20 protein-coding genes are annotated in these 16,626 nt (G+C 38.9%); 6 read left to right on the top strand and 14 right to left on the bottom strand.

What is annotated here, in order from left to right:
* Window positions 1-53 precede the first annotated feature (53 nt).
* The 5 genes from AC3WR0_RS06285 to AC3WR0_RS06265 are packed head-to-tail and all read right to left on the bottom strand — an operon-like array spanning window position 54 to window position 3,745.
* Window positions 54-1,082 carry a potassium channel family protein gene (locus AC3WR0_RS06285; RefSeq protein ID WP_492551501.1) on the bottom strand — a complete coding sequence of 343 codons (1,029 nt, stop codon included), beginning with the start codon at window positions 1,080-1,082 and terminating at the stop codon, window positions 54-56.
* Window positions 1,083-1,085: 3 nt separating this feature from the next.
* Entirely contained in the window at window positions 1,086-2,327 is a 1,242-nt protein-coding gene (locus AC3WR0_RS06280; protein WP_492551500.1) for a glutathionylspermidine synthase family protein, read from the bottom strand.
* On the bottom strand, window positions 2,324-2,785 hold the full coding sequence (locus AC3WR0_RS06275; RefSeq protein ID WP_492551499.1) for an RNA helicase: 462 nt from the start codon (window positions 2,783-2,785) through the stop codon (window positions 2,324-2,326). Before AC3WR0_RS06275 ends, AC3WR0_RS06280 begins: the two co-directional genes overlap by 4 nt.
* A gap of 18 nt (window positions 2,786-2,803) precedes the next feature.
* Window positions 2,804-3,202, bottom strand: a complete 399-nt coding sequence (locus AC3WR0_RS06270; protein WP_492551498.1) for a DUF350 domain-containing protein — start codon at window positions 3,200-3,202, stop codon at window positions 2,804-2,806.
* 30 nt (window positions 3,203-3,232) lie between these two features.
* Window positions 3,233-3,745 (bottom strand): hypothetical protein, encoded by a 513-nt coding sequence (locus AC3WR0_RS06265; protein ID WP_492551497.1) that lies wholly within the window; start codon window positions 3,743-3,745, stop codon window positions 3,233-3,235.
* A gap of 272 nt (window positions 3,746-4,017) precedes the next feature.
* Here AC3WR0_RS06265 and AC3WR0_RS06260 point away from each other — a divergent pair, with 272 nt between their 5' ends.
* A complete protein-coding gene (locus AC3WR0_RS06260; protein WP_492551496.1) occupies window positions 4,018-4,605 on the top strand; it encodes a YiiX/YebB-like N1pC/P60 family cysteine hydrolase in 588 nt (195 codons plus the stop codon).
* A 71-nt stretch (window positions 4,606-4,676) separates the two neighbouring features.
* On the top strand, window positions 4,677-6,005 hold the full coding sequence (locus tag AC3WR0_RS06255) for an oligosaccharide flippase family protein (RefSeq protein ID WP_492551495.1): 1,329 nt from the start codon (window positions 4,677-4,679) through the stop codon (window positions 6,003-6,005).
* A 137-nt stretch (window positions 6,006-6,142) separates the two neighbouring features.
* Here the strand turns inward: AC3WR0_RS06255 and AC3WR0_RS06250 are convergent, their stop codons facing one another.
* Entirely contained in the window at window positions 6,143-6,415 is a 273-nt protein-coding gene (locus AC3WR0_RS06250) for a hypothetical protein (RefSeq protein ID WP_492551494.1), read from the bottom strand.
* Between the two features lie 485 nt (window positions 6,416-6,900).
* On the opposite strand from AC3WR0_RS06250, the gene AC3WR0_RS06245 reads away from it, so the two are divergent.
* Complete coding sequence (locus AC3WR0_RS06245) at window positions 6,901-7,155, top strand: DUF2533 family protein (RefSeq protein ID WP_492551493.1); 255 nt, start codon at window positions 6,901-6,903, stop codon at window positions 7,153-7,155.
* A 35-nt stretch (window positions 7,156-7,190) separates the two neighbouring features.
* Here AC3WR0_RS06245 and AC3WR0_RS06240 read toward each other — a convergent pair whose 3' ends face one another.
* Genes AC3WR0_RS06240 through AC3WR0_RS06230 form a run of 3 tightly spaced genes read right to left on the bottom strand, consistent with a single transcriptional unit; the run spans window position 7,191 to window position 8,909 of the window.
* Window positions 7,191-7,580 carry a SpoIIAA family protein gene (locus AC3WR0_RS06240; RefSeq protein ID WP_492551492.1) on the bottom strand — a complete coding sequence of 130 codons (390 nt, stop codon included), beginning with the start codon at window positions 7,578-7,580 and terminating at the stop codon, window positions 7,191-7,193.
* Between the two features lie 17 nt (window positions 7,581-7,597).
* Entirely contained in the window at window positions 7,598-8,608 is a 1,011-nt protein-coding gene (locus AC3WR0_RS06235; protein WP_492551491.1) for an LLM class flavin-dependent oxidoreductase, read from the bottom strand.
* 16 nt (window positions 8,609-8,624) lie between these two features.
* Window positions 8,625-8,909, bottom strand: coding sequence for a DUF3219 family protein (locus AC3WR0_RS06230; RefSeq protein ID WP_492551490.1), 285 nt, complete (start codon window positions 8,907-8,909; stop codon window positions 8,625-8,627).
* Window positions 8,910-9,440: 531 nt separating this feature from the next.
* On the opposite strand from AC3WR0_RS06230, the gene AC3WR0_RS06225 reads away from it, so the two are divergent.
* Window positions 9,441-10,568 (top strand): Na+/H+ antiporter NhaC family protein, encoded by a 1,128-nt coding sequence (locus tag AC3WR0_RS06225; RefSeq protein WP_492551489.1) that lies wholly within the window; start codon window positions 9,441-9,443, stop codon window positions 10,566-10,568.
* Window positions 10,569-10,652: 84 nt separating this feature from the next.
* Window positions 10,653-11,807 (top strand): glycoside hydrolase family 18 protein, encoded by a 1,155-nt coding sequence (locus AC3WR0_RS06220; protein WP_492551488.1) that lies wholly within the window; start codon window positions 10,653-10,655, stop codon window positions 11,805-11,807.
* A 37-nt stretch (window positions 11,808-11,844) separates the two neighbouring features.
* Here AC3WR0_RS06220 and AC3WR0_RS06215 read toward each other — a convergent pair whose 3' ends face one another.
* The 4 genes from AC3WR0_RS06215 to AC3WR0_RS06200 all read right to left on the bottom strand — a co-directional run bounded on the left by AC3WR0_RS06215 (window position 11,845) and on the right by AC3WR0_RS06200 (window position 14,725).
* A complete protein-coding gene (locus AC3WR0_RS06215; RefSeq protein ID WP_492551487.1) occupies window positions 11,845-13,167 on the bottom strand; it encodes a geranylgeranyl reductase family protein in 1,323 nt (440 codons plus the stop codon).
* A gap of 27 nt (window positions 13,168-13,194) precedes the next feature.
* Complete coding sequence (locus AC3WR0_RS06210) at window positions 13,195-13,959, bottom strand: cobalamin-binding protein (RefSeq protein ID WP_492551486.1); 765 nt, start codon at window positions 13,957-13,959, stop codon at window positions 13,195-13,197.
* A gap of 95 nt (window positions 13,960-14,054) precedes the next feature.
* On the bottom strand, window positions 14,055-14,327 hold the full coding sequence (locus AC3WR0_RS06205) for a DUF1292 domain-containing protein (protein WP_492551485.1): 273 nt from the start codon (window positions 14,325-14,327) through the stop codon (window positions 14,055-14,057).
* 71 nt (window positions 14,328-14,398) lie between these two features.
* Entirely contained in the window at window positions 14,399-14,725 is a 327-nt protein-coding gene (locus AC3WR0_RS06200) for a GNAT family N-acetyltransferase (protein WP_492551569.1), read from the bottom strand.
* 268 nt (window positions 14,726-14,993) lie between these two features.
* Between AC3WR0_RS06200 and AC3WR0_RS06195 the strand changes: the two genes are divergently transcribed.
* On the top strand, window positions 14,994-15,128 hold the full coding sequence (locus AC3WR0_RS06195) for a hypothetical protein (RefSeq protein ID WP_492551484.1): 135 nt from the start codon (window positions 14,994-14,996) through the stop codon (window positions 15,126-15,128).
* 400 nt (window positions 15,129-15,528) lie between these two features.
* On the opposite strand, the gene AC3WR0_RS06190 is transcribed toward AC3WR0_RS06195, so the two are convergent.
* Window positions 15,529-16,548, bottom strand: a complete 1,020-nt coding sequence (locus AC3WR0_RS06190) for an FUSC family protein (RefSeq protein ID WP_492551483.1) — start codon at window positions 16,546-16,548, stop codon at window positions 15,529-15,531.
* Window positions 16,549-16,626 lie beyond the last annotated feature (78 nt).

Genomic DNA, 16,626 nt, shown 5'->3' with positions numbered 1-16,626 from the left:
TTTTATGTTGAGGACAAATGAATGCCAAATAATTAGACACCAGCCGGCATCCTTTAACGATTTATTTTAAGATAGGTTTCTTCATCACAAATGACATATAGCTTGGCGTTTTCGGGAATAAGTTCTTTATGCCTTTTGGCGAGGTCAAGAGAACCGCCATCCGAAATTAATGTTGCTCCTGTATTGAAAAGCTCTATTGCTGCGTCTTTATATGTTGCCCAGTGGGGCTTTTTTGTTACCTCGTAGAGATTATCTCCGTCCGCATTGCTTAAAAGCTGTCTAAATAGTTTGCTGGAACCGTGGTTAATGGCCGCTTGTGCCATAAGCTTTGAAATCGAATCATTTGAAAGGATAAATTCATCTACATTAGCATGTTCAAATAACGAGATGTGGGTATCCTTTTTAATTTCAACTATCGTATAAATACTCTTGTTATATTTTTGGGATAAGTGTTCAACTCTTGATGCAATCAGTAAAGATTTTCCGTCCGCATATTCCGGATGGTCATTCCGGTCATCGGAAAAAATGGCTACTGATTTGGCAGCGAGAATATTAGCCTTTAAAAGCACTTCTTCTTCAGCTGGGTTCCCCGAAATAAAATGAAGACGGTCATGCTCAGATGGTGCACGCTCAGCATGGTCAACCACAATAATATCGCACTTTTGGCCGCTGCTGATAATTTCCCCAAGAACATTCTCCAGTTTTTCTCTGGAGGATCCTATCAATATGTAATGTCCTTTTCCTGAATAGGTCAATTTCCCTTCCTCCTTCAGCTTGCGGTAAACACTTAGACTTTCAAATATCTTACCAATTATGACACCCATTGCGCCTATTCCGAACGTATAGATAAGCAGCATTGTAAAGATTCTTCCAAAATCACTTTTCGGGAAAAAATCGCCGTAGCCAACTGTCACTAATGTGGTCATGGTCCACCAAAGTGCATCAATAAAACGCGGAAATGTCTCTGGTTCAGCAATCCTCATCGTAAAACTGCTAATTAAAATAAGAGAAAGTGCAAGTCCGGAGGCCTGCAGCAGACTAATTTTGCTTATCCTAGAAAAAATCTTATGCAAGATCCACATCTTCTACCCTCCGTGCCTGATACCAATTGGCATATAATAGGACAAATTATTGGTAATCCTTTCACCAACTCTATAACCTATGGCTGACGGAGCCCCATTGAGGAGAAAGCTGCCGATCAGCAGATGTCCTTTCTGTATCCCTTTTTCACTTTTAAAGTGAATGGAGGGCATATTTACAAACTGCTGGTACACAGGCAAAAATTCCGTATAGCTCAGCTGTGGTGCAGGATGCTCGATCAGCCCCTTTCCGCTGAATATTTCAACTGTATCCCCTTCCCGCCCGTAGGAAGGTTTTTTAACATATGAAATTTTCTCTTTAATAAAGTAGTCAGGATCCAAAAATGTTGGCAGGAAATATTCCTCGATCCAGTCATGCTCTTCCGAAGTAAAAAACGTATTTTTTTCCTGATGCAGCCCCCAAATAACAGCTTGTACCGCTTTATTCTGCAAAAGAAAGGCAGAAGGAGGATTAAGAATGACTAGTTTGCCTGCTTTAACCAAATCAAGAAGCCAAATGCCAATCTTATTGCCTTGTTCATCCTCATCTAAAATAAGGTTTTCGATGGGAAAGGTCTGCCGATAAAGGATATCAATCTTTTGACCGATTTCATCGAAGAGTCCGATATCTTTTTTTATTACAAGTTTATTAAGTGGGACAAATTTTGAAGGAAGACCTGAAAGTTTTTGTAAATAGAGAACCGTTTCACTATCTTCCTGATTTTCTTCGTATGCCGTAAAAGCAATAGTAGGTTTATTTTCTTTAAGTTCTGAGGCAGCTTGACTGATTCCCGAATTAATTGCGCTTCCCAGTGTTTTATCCATACTTTCATTAGGATTTAAAAAGCCAAAATGATCGCATACCTTTCCGTTCACTTCGAATAATTCCTTTATAAATGTCGGAGTGTCGGCATTTAATTCAATGCACTTATATGTATTTTCGACTGCAACAAGATCAAGCCTGGATATGATGCTTTCAGGTATTTTGCTTGAAAGTCGGATAAAATGAAGTGTTTCCTTTGGAAAGCCCATCTCTAATAATGTTTGGTCTGGAGCCTGTCTTAGTAGGCGGGCTACCTTAAAAAAAATATGGCCAATCCTTTTGCTGGCATAATGAATTTTTTCGAGTTCATTTTTACTAATGAAGGCAAGGTCATATAACGCATACTCCTGATCGTACAGATCGGCCCAAAAAGCTTCTATATCTTTATAAAATTGTTTTCTTTTTATGCTGTATTCAGAAGTCAATCCTCTGCCTCCCCAATATCCTTTACATATATCACATACACTCCTCTGTCCTCATCTATTTCCGTTGACGTTACCGCCATCTGCCCAATTCCAGGAATATCGACGATGTCCTTTACTAAGAAACGGATAATATCAAAGTGGGTTTGACAAGGAATCATAGATAGCCTTTTATAATTTTCACTTTCTCTAAATCTGCGAATCTCAATATTTAAGCCTTTTCCACGGTAACTGAATTCATCGGCAGTGGTCACATTTCTTCCGCTTTCTGTGACAACTAAAATTTCTTCTTCTCCGTCCATCTCATTTGAAACTAGCTCATACTGGTTTCCTTTCATGATAAAATAAGTACAAAGCTGCCTCGCATAAAGTTCATCTATTCCAACTTCGGAAACATTATATTCATATAAATGTCTATACTTTCCGTTACGATCTTTCAGATAATAAATGAGTTTCTTCAAATCTTCACCCCAGTTTATTTAATAGGACAGGCATTTCGCGACAATCCAGCCAATAGATAAGGATAATGAGAATAAAGTAATACCTACTGCCCGATTATCTTCCTCAATCGCCTGTCGTATGCTATATCGGATAGTAACTGCTTCTGCTAGGAAATAAAGAATAATCTGGGATAGGATTCCGATCGCTCCCCAAATAGCCATATCAAGAAGTGAAACAGAATACTCCGCTGCTGCCCCAAGTACTAAAGCCAGACCTGCCATTTTTCCCCCAAGCGATAAGGCTGCACTGACATTCTTCTTCCCAATAAGAGTAAATTCCTTTAATTTAGGAGTGGTAATAACAAAAAGTAAAATACCAAGAAGCAATAACAACAAGGCAACCGTTAAATACGAAATAAAGTTTAGATATAAGTTCATTTACATTCTCCCTTTAATACATTTTTATAGTTATCCACCAAAGCTGTGTGAACCGCTGCCGAACCCTGAGCTTCCCTTTACTGACGATGTTCCTGTGCTTTTATTAGTAGAACTGACCGATTCTGATCCTCCTGAAGAGACAGAAGTTGACGGGGAAGCTGCAGATGTTGAGGAAGAAAAGCTTTTCCCTTTAAAGTTAGTACTGCTTTTATAATTGAGGTACTCTTTGCTCTGATATAAAAGTGCTTTGCTTCCATAATACCGGCTGCCATGATAATAATGTCCGAAATGGGATGAACTGTTATCATTACATTCCCAAACCCCATCATCCATGTCCCAATTCCAGTCTGAACATTCGCTGTCTGTCGGAGCAGGCGGAATATTGTCCTGCGCTAAGGGCTCAATATCCTGCAGCGGCTGGGATACAGCTTCACTATCATCCTCATCAATATAAGAATCCTGTGAACTAGGTCCGCAGCCTGACAGACCGAGTAAAAGGGCAGTTGTTGTAATTCCTGCCATTACCTTTTTTGTTTTATTCATTTTTTTGCCTCCTAACCTTTTCATAATTTACGAATGAATTTACACAAAGATTCACATTTTAATTCCATGCTTAACATTTTTTGTAAGATTCATATTTCATTATCTATGAAACTACCTGTTTTGGAAATAATCTTTTTAAATTTTGTCGAAAAATATGGAATAAAACAGAGTATGAACATTGGAGTATTTTTATGATTATTGGAGGTTTATAGTCGCTTGTTCAAGACAAGGAATATATGATTAATGTATATTTTCAAAAAGGAGTGGCGGCGATGGGAACCACCAAATTTGATGGAATTAAAAAGCTTTCCTATTTGTATGCAAAGGATGAAATTAAAACCGGTGACCTTCTCTTTTGTGATGGGCACTATATGGTTAGCGAACTGATCAAGAAGGTCTCAGCTTCCCGTTTTAGCCATGTTGCACTAATGTTCCACTGGAATGACCGATTGCTTTTATTCGAAAGCGTGGAGGATGACGGAGTAAGAATCGTTCCTCTTTCCCACTATCTTTATAACTATGAAAACAGCGGGGCAAAGTATAACGGTACTCTTTACGCTGCAAGACATAAAAGTGTCTCTTCCCTTATTCAAACAGATGAAATCAAAAATATGCTCGGAAAAGCGGCAGATTTATTAAACCGAAGCTACGATAAAAATGAAATCGCAAGAATCGTAGCCCGTATTGGCCTGGGCGTAGGAAGACACACAGATAATGACGAGTATACATGCTCCGAATTTATAGAGGAGTGTTATAAACAGCTGAAAATCATTTTTTCGTTTGAAAACAAAGGCTTTATTTATCCTGAACATATTGCTGCCGACCCTAATGTAGAATCTCTATTCGAAATTACACATTAATAGAAAAAAATTAAAATAATCCTTTAGCCTGTCTCATATCCTTTTAAGAAGATTTAAAGGAGTGAGACAGCGTGAATTCTTTTTTTAGAGGAACCATTATTTTAATCCTGGCGGCTTTTCTTAGTGAATGTACGGAATTCTTTGTTAACATGATCCTGGCCAGAGAGTTAAAGCAGGAAGGTATGGGCCTATACATGTCAGTTTTACCCGTAGTGTTCCTGGTTTTTGTTATTGCAAGTCTTGAGCTGCAAGTCTCAATTTCTAAATTTGTTGCAGAAAATAAAAGAAATCTGCATTTCCCTTTGCTTAAACATGCATTAAAATTGGCCCTTGAAATAATGCTCGTCATGCTTGTCTTAACCTTCATTGTTACCTCTTTTCCAACCGTTCTGGATCGATTTCATCCAATGGTAAGATGGCTGCTATTCTGCCTGATTCCGATTGCTTCCTTCTCATCAATTGCCAGGGGCTACTTTATGGGCGTTCAGCAAATGGGAAAAATAGCAATCTCAAATTTTATAAGAAAAGTGTTTCAATTAAGTTTTCTTTTTATCATTTTTTACTTTTTTAAGCTTAACGTTGAATTGTCACTGCTGCTCGCCCTTAGCGCAATAATAGGTGGAGAATTAATTGTTTTTCTTTATTTGATAAGCCTTTTCCTTATTCACTTCCGCGCACTTAAAACGATGGACAAAGCCGTTTTATCGGGTAAACAAGCACGCCAAAAACTTCTCTCCATTTCAGTGCCAACTGTCGGACTTCGAGTCTTTCATGCTGTTACGAATGCTATTCAGCCCTTTTTGATTCAGGGCGCACTGGTTTCCTCTGGATTTGGAACCGTTGCAGCCACTGAACAATTTGGCATGCTCAGCGGAGTTGCTATGACCATTGGTTTTTTCCCTGCTTTTATTGCCCATTCCTTAATGATTATGCTAATTCCAACCGTATCCGAAGCTTATGCAAAAAACGATTTCCAAAAGCTCAGAAGCCTGCTGCAGCAATCCATGTGGCTGACAATGATATACGGAGTCCCTTCCGTTTTTTGTATGTACATATTCGCTGAACCCTTAACTTCACTTTTCTTTTCATCTGTAGATGCCTCATTCTATTTAAAATTAATGTGGCCTTACTTTTTGTTTCACTTCTTTATTATTCCGATGCAGGCTTATTTGATTGGACTGGGATTAGTCAAAGAAACATTTCTTCATTCTGTCTGGTCACACATATTTTCATTTGGTTTAATCTATTTCCTTGGCTCCAAGGAACCATTAAATACAACCGGGGTTATTATTGGATTAAATACAGGTGGTGTCCTGCTCGCATTACTGCATTACTTTACTATTTGTAAAAAAATAGGAATAACTATATGGCTTACGATTGAAAGACCGAAAATAACTTAAAAAGGAGAGTCAGCCGGCTCTCTTTTTTTGCAGTACATTATTTTTTTATTGTGAATTGTACAGAATCTTTTGTTACTGAGCTTCGTACAGAAATACAGAAGCAGGCCTTGTCAAAGTCTGCCTCTTTTCAATCTTTGTTATTTTACTCCAAGGTATAAGATACTCAAATTTATAATAGTCACAGCCATAAAAGATCCAAGATAAATAAACACCCCTACAACCTGACTAATCCCATCGGTCTCTGAAAAAAACCACCAAAAGCTTCCTAATCCAAAGATAAGTAAATTTACTATAAATATTTTAAAAAATATGGTTCCCTTTTTAGGAGAATTCTTTTTCCCTCTTAAGCTAAAAAAAATAGTGGAAAAAAGTACTAACCCAATTAGTCCAAAGAATACAAACAGTTTCATTGCACCCCGTCCTCCCATTTCATAATCCATCTAGAGGGATCTACCATGTTTATTATTTAGTGTAATTTTACACAATTAGGAATAAGAAGGAAATGTTTTTTTAAAAAGCACATTTCTGTATTTCAGTTTTTTTGTTTCTTTTTTATAAAATCTTCGAGTATAATAAAAACAATAAAAAGGATATAAAAAAAGACCGCTGGTAGTGGATACACCGAACGGTCTTGCAATAGCAGGTTCCCTTTAGGGGGAGCAGCAAATGATTAAGAAAGTAATCTACACACTTTGGCTGCGAGGCTCAAGGGTGGGTTGCTTTTTCTGTGTTAACCCAAAATTGGTTTGAAAGACCATCATGGCAGCACCCTTTCTTTGAGTAATGCTGTATTACCCTTCAGTATCCTGTTCTATTGCTATAATAATAATAATGTATTCATAGGAATGAACGTTCTTGAAACCTGGTTTGTTTCCTATTTTTAAGGAGTGTAAAAATGAGCGTACATAAAGATCTCGCACAGCATGCCGAAAAACAAAACAAAAAATATCAAAGGTTTATGGAGCTTAATGACCTGCGTGAAACCTATATCGAGGATGCCGTTCAATTGTGTTCAGAAGGCAAGCCTTTTTCAACAGACAAAATTAATGAAATAACCAGACAGATGAATCAAATTAATTTAACGTTTATCCCGGAAATGAAATTTGTATCTGCCGAAATGATCAGTGACTATGTACATTCTAAAAAATAAGACCTGGCATCCTGCCGGGTCTTATTTTGAATCCTTTACTTTTGTATCCACGTCCAGGCTTCTTCCAGCTCATCCTTTTCAAAGTGTTTGGCTACTATTCCAGGAAGGAAAGTACCTAACTGTGTCAGTGCTTCCAGCCATGTTTTTTCACTTACTACTGCAAATTTATTAAATTGCAGCCATCGTTTTGCATCAAATTTTAAGCCTTCAGTTACTCCTTTAAAGGTTGAACCATCTACTTCATGCATAATAGCCAATATATTAAATTTCTGCTTTTCCTTGAACCTTTGTCCGACCTCGTTATCTAAAAGCCTGGCATCTTCTTTTGTAGCCTGACCGCTGAATTCAACTGCTATAGTGAAAGCATCCCTGCTTGGAAGAATGGTTAACAAGAGCATCGTCACCTTTAACTTTTTCTTAACCATTCCCCCACTTGTGGGCTTTAAACTTCTGATAACATTTTCATCTCTCTGGCAATAAGTTCATAAGAACGTAAGCGATCCGCCGGAGAATAAGTAATGGTCACTATCATTAGTTCATCTGCGTTGTTATTTAGCTGCATCTCTAAAAGCATCTCTTTTACTTCTTTTGGTGAACCGATGACCATCTTCTTTTTCATGTTTTCGGCTGTCTCTTTTTCCTTCTCGTCCATTGTGTACGCAATTGCTTCCTCTATGGATGGAACACCCTTATTTCCCTCTCCTTTTGCTCTTTGAAGCGACCAAACGATGGAACTTAACGCGACTTCTTCTGCTTTCTCACGAGTTTCGGCACATATGACGGAAACAGTTAAAATAGCTTCTGGTTTCATTCCATCTCTTCTTGGTTTAAAGGAGTCCCGGTATTGCTGAATGATTTGAGTCCCGTTTTGGTCACTCATAAAATGACCAAAAGCATATAGCATGCCTTTTTCTGCAGCCAGTAAGGCGCTCTTTTTGCTAGTTCCCAAAAGCCACGGAACAGGTGGTGTCTCTGGTCTTGGTGATGCTTTTAGCGAAGCGAAAGGATGGTCCGTGGGGAAATCTAGATTTAAAAATTGCAGTAACTCCTCTACAGCGTTGGGCATATTCCATACTTCTTTTAAGAATTGATCCGAAAGTGCATTTGTGGCTTCCGCGGAACCACCCGGTGCCCTGCCAATCCCAATATCAATTCTATCGGGAAACAAAGTGGCAAGCATGTTGAAAATCTCGGCAACCTTGTATGGCCTATAGTAGGGCAGCAGTACAGCTCCCGAACCAATGCGGATCCTTTTTGTATTTGCTCCGATAAAGCTTAACATCACTTCAGGGACTGAGCAGGCCAGCCCAGGCAAGTCATGATGCTCGGCAATCCAATAGCGGCGATATCCAAGTTTATCACCTGCCTGCGCCAATTTCATAGATTGGATCAAGGCATTATGTGGACTCTGATTGGAAGAAATAGGTGCTTGATCTAAAATGCTAAGCCTCATCCTGCAAGCCTTCTTTCTATTCTCTCACTTCACGAATTACCAGATGAAAGTCACCCGTCTGGCCTTTTTCATATAAATTTGTTATCGATGTAGAGTAATTATAAATGGTACCTCTAAATTCATCGTTTTTTGCAGGAATCCTTATATGAAACGTGCCTTTATAAAGTAAAGTAGTAACATCGTGATAATCATCATGTGTAACCTTGAAATCAAGTGTTACCTGTTTTAGTCCATTTACCTCTGCCTCTTCCAAATGATCAACTTGAATCACCTGATCATTTAAGAAAATTTCCTTAGTCAAAAGATCATCTCCTTTTTTTTATATAGAATACTGTAAATTTCTTATAAAATAAGAGTGAATCCACAAGCCTCCTTGCTCGTACCACCCTGTGGTGCCTTGTCCGCCTGTTTTTCCGGCAGAACATTGTACTAGCATCATCGAATAACAACGCAGGAATGAAATGCGAATGAATATTCGAGGAGTGTCCCAGATTCACTAACATAGCCTTTTGATAAAAAAAATGATACCACTCGGTTAAAGGAGGGGCAAATTTGCCGATTGAAAATAAAACGTAGGATGGTCATTGACATACTTTTGGAGGAAGTGTTAGCGTTTGAGAGTAAAACTTTTTAAAGGGATGGGTCTATGAATACTTTCAGCGGGAAACAGGTTCTGTTTCTAATCGTTATCACTCTTTTGGGCATTCTTAGTTCTGTATTTTTTCATTTTCCTCTTGTGATAGGTTTTTTTCCTGGATTTATTAGTTTACTTTTATTAGCTAGGAGCAAAAAAATCTCGGCTGAGCGCATATGGACGATGAGTTTGAGCGGGGTGGCTAAATCAAAGGTCGTTATTCTGATTCTTTTTTCTGTAAGCTTCCTCCTTCCTTCCTGGTACCTTTCGGGAACCATTCCAGGTATGGTGGACATAACAATCAGCCTGATTGATCCCAGCAATTTTTTTATTTTATCTTTCTTAGCAGCTGCCTTCTTTTCTATGATTCTCGGTACTTCTGTTGGAACATTAAGCACCATTGGAATCCCTCTAATGAGTACAGCTTTGGTCCTTCATCTCCCTGTTTCAGTAGCTGCCGGGGCGATTATTTCAGGAGCTTTTGTGGGAGACAGAACGTCACCTTTTTCCAGTTCCCATCAATTACTGGCTAATACTATTGAAATAACAGTTAAGGAACAGCAAAAAGCACTTAGTCTAACGACTGTTCTGGCTTTAGCAGCCTGCTTTATTTTTTATGGTTTTCTTGATTTTCATGGCAGCAGGGAAATGCCATTTCAAAGCAAGCCAAATAATCATTTTTCATTATGGGTCTTTATTCCGCCGGTACTGCTCGTTTCCCTGATATTATTCAGGATAAAGATCTTCTATAATTTTTGGATCAGTATTTTATCTGCAAGTCTAATAGCTTTTATTAAAGGTGTAAGCCTGTTTGAAATGATTCATTCCTACTGGTATGGGATTAAAGGTCTCGGCGGCGGCCTTAGCCACATGTATGAGCTTTTATTGTTCCTTGTTTTAGCAGGTGCTTACAATGGATTGCTTGAGGGGATGAATGTAATTCAGCCGTTTATGGATAAATGGCTCCAGTCTTCCAAGTCAGTTTTTGGAGATTCAGTGAGAACCATTCTTGCCACTCTGCTAATCTCTCTTATAGCAGCTAACCAAACTCTGCCTATAATTCTTACAGGGCGAGCTTTTTTGCCACATTGGAAAAATAGAAGCCGGCAGAGAGGCCTTGCCAGAGTAATGGCCGACACCACCATGCTGTTTCCTGCCATGATTCCCTGGAGTGTCCTTGCAATTATGTGCAGCACGATCCTAAGGATTTCCGTTTTTGACTATCTGTCCTTTGCTATTTTCCTTTGGATTCTTCCTTTGTTAACAATGGCTATTTCACTTTTTCAAAAAGGAAAAAGGTTTCAGGTCACCAAACGTGCAGCTTAATAATGCCCTGATATTACCATCACTAATTGGTCACATTCTTTGTTACAATTTTTAGGATGGATTATTATCAGGGGGAATGAATAGATGAAAAAGTACAAGATCCTCCTAGCCTTGGTAATTATCATTACCTTTTTAGGAGGATTTTTTAGCGGAGTTCTATACTCTTCCAACAGTGGCAAAGATAGCAAAGAAAAGACATATAAAACTCAATCTCTATCACACTCAGAAAAACATCCACCGATAAAAAATGTTCCAAAGGCCGTTGAGAAAAAGCCGAAAGTGTTAATCGGGTATGTGCAGGATTTTCGGAGCCCGGATACAGTTGATTATACTAACCTGACTCACGTCATATTTTCTTTTGCGCACCCGACTAAGGATGGTCATGTTTTGCTTACCAGTCCGACGGCAAGGCAAAATTTGAAAAAAGTTGTGGCGGCTGCACATAGCCACAACAAAAAGGCAATGATAGCCATTGGTGGATGGTTCCATATGTATGGCGGGAATTCCTATCAATATTTCAAACCGGCAATCGTCAATCCAGTTTCCAGAGAAAGGCTGATAAATGAACTTATTTCACTTGCTGACCATGAGAAGCTGGATGGAGTTGATATTGATTTTGAGCACCCCCGCTCACAGCAGGATGCACAAAGTCTGGCAGCTTTCGCAAAGTCACTGGGAGAGAGGCTTCATAGCAGCCATAAAGAGCTTTCACTTGCTGTTCATGCTAAAATCAACAGTGAAACCTTAACAGAGGCTCACGGAATCATTTACGATACAAGCATGTTCCAATATGCTGACCATGTTAATATTATGGCCTATGATGGTCAATGGGATGGCGGCTACAATGCAGCTAATCTGTCACCTTACCCTTTTACCGAAAAAATAGTAAACTATTGGGCTGGTTTATTTGAAGCGAACAAGATTCCGAAGGAAAAACTCGTTCTTGGTGTCCCGCTATATGGCCAGCCAGACGATCCTGCCATTAAACAGGTCTCTTATTCGACAATTATTAAGTCAAACCCGGAAAATGCAAAAAGAGATACTATTCAAATGAACGGCACCACCTATCATTATAATGGAGAAACAACGATTCAGAGAAAAACGAACCTCGCTCTTACCCATGGTTTTGGAGGAATGATGCTTTGGGAGGAAGGCCATGACTTGCAAGGCCCTCTTAGCGCTTCCGCCTCCATTAACAAGACCATGCAAGAAGATAAATTGGTTACCTCAGCTAAATGAGGAAAAGCAGTCTCATCAGAGGCTGCTTATTTCTTTCCTATTTGCTTTTTAAAATCTCCTTAATGGTAGATGGTTTAAATAGAATGGTTATCGGGCTGGTTAAATTCATTACCTTAACAAAGTCCTTATAGATGCTTAAATTGGTCGCAGATAGCTTAAATAGTTTTTTTACATACCATTGTTGAAAGGCTAATCCAAAAGGCTTTTTACCTTTTACTTCACTGTAGCGGAAGTCCTCACATATGACCATGGACCAGACAGGTTTTACGATTTTTGCAAGCTTCTTTTGTAATCCGCTGGTACTCCTGTTCCCTTTTGAAAAATTCTTACTTATTTCATTAGCCTGAAGAGCAGCTATGCTCATTCCCTGCCCAAAAAAGGGATCAATCCGGCAAAAGGAGTCACCAGCAATAATTAACCCCTCCGGCATATGAATACGGTCAAATCTCCGCCATACAATATGGGGAATATTGAACACTCGTGTTTCCGATAAGCTTTTCCCTGCTGATAGTTCCTGATAAATATCAGTGAGAGGAAGCTTTTTGGAATACTCTATAAAGCCATCTTCGCTTTGTACTTCTTCTTGGTTAATACTATTTATGTATCCTATCAGAGTAGCTATATACTTGCCGCCCTCGACTTTAGATAAGGCTCCGCCAATTTTTTCAAAAGGCGGATTGGGATAAGTTAATTTAATCTTAAAATCCCTCTTTTTATCGGGCAATTGGAACTCCCTCGTTGCATAACAGAGGCCTATTTCCACCTTTTCTTCATTAACCTTTTGCCCCTGTTTCTCCATCCAGCTTTTTGAAAATGAAGCAGCCCCGCTTGCATCTATAATTAAATCTGCGGACAATGTTTTCCTCTCTCCGGCTTGAAGAATTTCCACGCCTGTAACCTTACGCTTATCAACGGTTCCAATATAGGTTAATACTTTTGTTTCATAAGAATAGCCTATGTTTTTAATATTGTTTATCCGGCTTTCAATGTATTCTTCAAGAAAGGGCCTCGTCTGAAGGAATGTCGAAAACTCACTTTTTGACCTGATTTTCCAAGCACCATGATGAAACCAGAAAAAATCATTTAAAGAATCAATTTTAATAGAACCTTTTTTCTCCATATCTTCTTTAAATCCCGGAAAGATCTTCTCCAGCACTTGGTCCCCGGCATGAAGCAAAGCATGTATATGATGTCCCTGGCTAACACCCGGACGAACAGAGTTCTCCTTGGCCTTTGCATCCTTTTCCAATACTTCCACTCTATCAAAATATGGCGAGATAGAGGCAGCAATGAGTTTTCCAGCGATTCCTCCACCAATAATAATAGCCCTTGCGCTTTCTTTTATCATTTGGTCTTCCAACAAAATTTCCCCTTTTAAAAATTACTATTATCCGTGAATCAAGACAAACAGTTTCTCCAAACCATCAAGCAGCCGTGGAGATGGGCGGCAATAAAGCTCCTCTTCCAGGATGAAAATATGATCATTGCTAATATTTATCTGGCCAAAGCCCTGTCTTTTTGTTACGACACTTGATTGCACTTTTTCTTTTCTTACCCCTACCCAAGCCAGACAGATATAATCAGGGTTACGGCTTATGACATCCTCCCAGCTGGTCATAACACTGGCGAGTTCAACATCTTCAAATATATTAACTGCACCGGCGGCAGCTGAGATTTCTGTCAGCCAATTTATTTTTCCCGGTGTAAAAATGGGTTTCGGCCACCACTCCCAATAAAGTCTTGGCCGAGTTTTACGTTCCGAAGATCTTTTTTTAATATTTTCAAGCCGTGAACGAAATATGGCAGCTGCCTCTATTCCCCTATCTGGTTCCTTTAATGCTGCAGCAGTCAAGGTTAAATCATGTTCAATATCGGAGAGTGATTGAGGGTTTAAGACAATATGAGGAATTCCCCTTTCCTCTAAAGCCTGCACATTTTTCTCCATCCCAGGTACACTCAGCGAGGCAAGGACTAAGTCCGGTTTTAATGATTCAACTTTATCCATATCAATCGACAGATCTGGACCAACTCGGGGTAAATCAGTAATAGATATAGGCCAATCTGAATAATCGTCCACTCCAACAAGCAGGCCTGCAAGCCCTAAATATTCCATCATTTCGGTATTGCTTGGGCATATCGAGACAACTCTCACCTGCTCACCTCTTTTTCTACTTTAATGTAATAAGTTTAAACCAACAATTGATATATGAAAATAAAAAAGAGAAGCATCGGCTTCTCTGAATCGTTTTATTGCTCTTCCTCATCAAGAAGTTCCTCAAAGGCAACAGAGACCCTCTCGAATTCTTCGTCACTTTCAATAGCTGCAAGATCTCCATCCTGATCTACTTTTAGGAAGAAAATATCGATATCGTCTTCAGTTTCTTCCTGAATGTCCTCTACAAACGCTACTGCAGCATAATCTGTATTTTCCAGAGTTACTGTTGCAAGTACTTCTACCTCCTGTTCTTCACCATTGGCATCAGTGATAGCAAAGACTTCCCCAACCTCAATCTTTTCCATTTTTTTGACCCCTTTCTTAACCTGTATTCCTTTATTTTTCCACTTCTAGCCGAAAAAATTCCATCTTTAACTTAGACCAAAACATCCTTATAATCTGCATTTTTTTCAATAATATGTTTGGCAAAAGAACATTCCGGGATGATCGCTTTGTTTTCATTTCGTGCATATTCAACGATCTTTTCAACCAGAGCTTGTCCGGCCCCCTGACCCTTTAGTTCATCCGAAATCATGGTGTGGGTTATTGTGATGGTTTCTTTTCCATTCTTGTTTGAGTCCTCTGAAACATATTGTATCGTTCCAAGCTTTTCCCCATTTTTTTCAATATAAAATTCCTGATCGCCTTTTTTAATATCAAACACTGCATTTCTCCTCCTTTGTAGCCAATGAACAAAGTGTATTTTGGAAAACGAATGACGTTCCCTTTTCTATCTTACCTTTTCCCAATACAAAGAATCGTAAACAGATCCCCACCTTAAAAACCGCGTACCCTTTCTTTAATTTGATCTAGTATATGAAAAGAAATTTTTCAGATTCAAGCCTTGCTGTAACAAACGGTGGCCTGGCGTCTTTTAAACCTTCCAAAGGTGTGCCCCTAACAGAAAAAGAGAGATGGAATGTCTTTAATAGGAGCTCTTGAAGACAAACATATAGAAAAGGAAACGTTCAATGTCCTTAATATCTAAAAATTTATTGCAAATTGAATCTATAGGAGGTGTAATCGGTGTTATAAAAGACAAAAAAGCCACAGTATCTGGCGGTCTATCATTACAAATGGAAAAGGGAAAGGCTCATCTTCCTTAAAGTCCGGCTCTAACCTCTCATTAGCAGAGTCACTGGAGAAAAATGAATTTTGCCTTTCCTCCTATTTCCGAGCCCTTCAATCCAATTTTGATCAAGCGTAGCTCCGTTTGGCAGGCAAAGGATGATTGAGGAATTTGCCTGGCTAATATCCTTGAAAATTCTCTCCTGCTTTCGTGCATATCCATTGAAGCCTGGGACCCATCCACGAAGAAAGTGCGATGATTTTCTGAGGAGTGTAACCAACACCATCGCTTAAGATTTTATATATAGGCTATGTTATTGATCCTTGTTGATTGGGCGTGATGTAAATGGAACGAAAGCACTATCCTCCTTCGGTAAAAAGGGTCAAGAGAGACCCTGGAGTAACGACCGCGGAAAAGTGGGTGATTGAAACGTTATCCTATGTATGAGAGCTTTCCAAATCCTTATATAAGTCAGCTGCTGCCTGAAATATGGAAACAGAATAAATAATCGTTTCACTTTGCTCTTGTATTACTGGATTCCATTTTTCTAGTGCTTCTTTAATCCTTTTCAAATGTTCTTGAGGATTTAAATCCATACCGTTAAAAAATTGGCCAACCGCATTCAACAGTTTTGTACAATTGCTTTTATCATCTAAGGTACTGTTCCTTGTCTCTGACCAATTGAAAAGTATCTTTTGTGTATTAGCTAAGAAAAGATACCCGTTTTGAATTTGATTTAAGTCATTAGAAAATTTTATGAGCGCTTTTTTGCTTTTTGCAGAAAAGGGATTCCATTTTAAACTATTTTCAGCTTTTTTCAATGAGTACTGTGCATCGTGCAATCCCTGCAAGAGATGGTTCAATTCCTGCCCAAGTTCATATTCTTCATAATGCTTTTCTCCATTACTAAGCCAATTTGCCAAGTTGGAAATGCTGCCTGAAAGATCTCCTCTCAGGTTTTTAATTCGTTGTCGTGCTTCTTTAGTAAAGTTTGGCGGAAACAAAAACATATGTATCAGAACAGCTACAATAGAACCAATAATCGTATCCCTAATTCGGTCTATTGCATATCCCTTAGTTTTATGTTCAAAAACAAAAACAAAAAGGATCGTTAATGCTACCTGGTGAAGCACCGATTCATCCAGCCTTAAGAATAATGCAAGGCTAGCTCCAATTAATATAAGAAGGCCTAGAATCCAGCCGTTAAGGTGAAAATGACTTGCCAGAAGGACAATTACCATAATTCCTAACACAGTCCCCACAATCCTATGGAACGAAAAGCGGATCGATTGATCAATGGTGGACTGAAGACAAAGTATGACGGAAAGAGGCGCAAGATAGGGGTGACCGGAACCTGCAAGTGAGGCTATTTCCCAAGATAAAGCAGAGCCTAAAGCCATTTTGAAAGTTAATAAATAAGGATTTTCGTATATATGTTTTGCTGATTTTTTTTTCATGGATTCTCCTGAATTGACATGAATTTAAAGATATTTTTCCAAAAAACATGATTTATATACTCTGTTGAAGTCAAGTCA

Source organism: Neobacillus sp. FW104-15D2 (genome assembly GCF_058790155.1).
The sequence above is the reverse complement of the archived record's forward strand: the minus strand, read 5'-3'. Positions and strand labels throughout refer to the sequence as shown.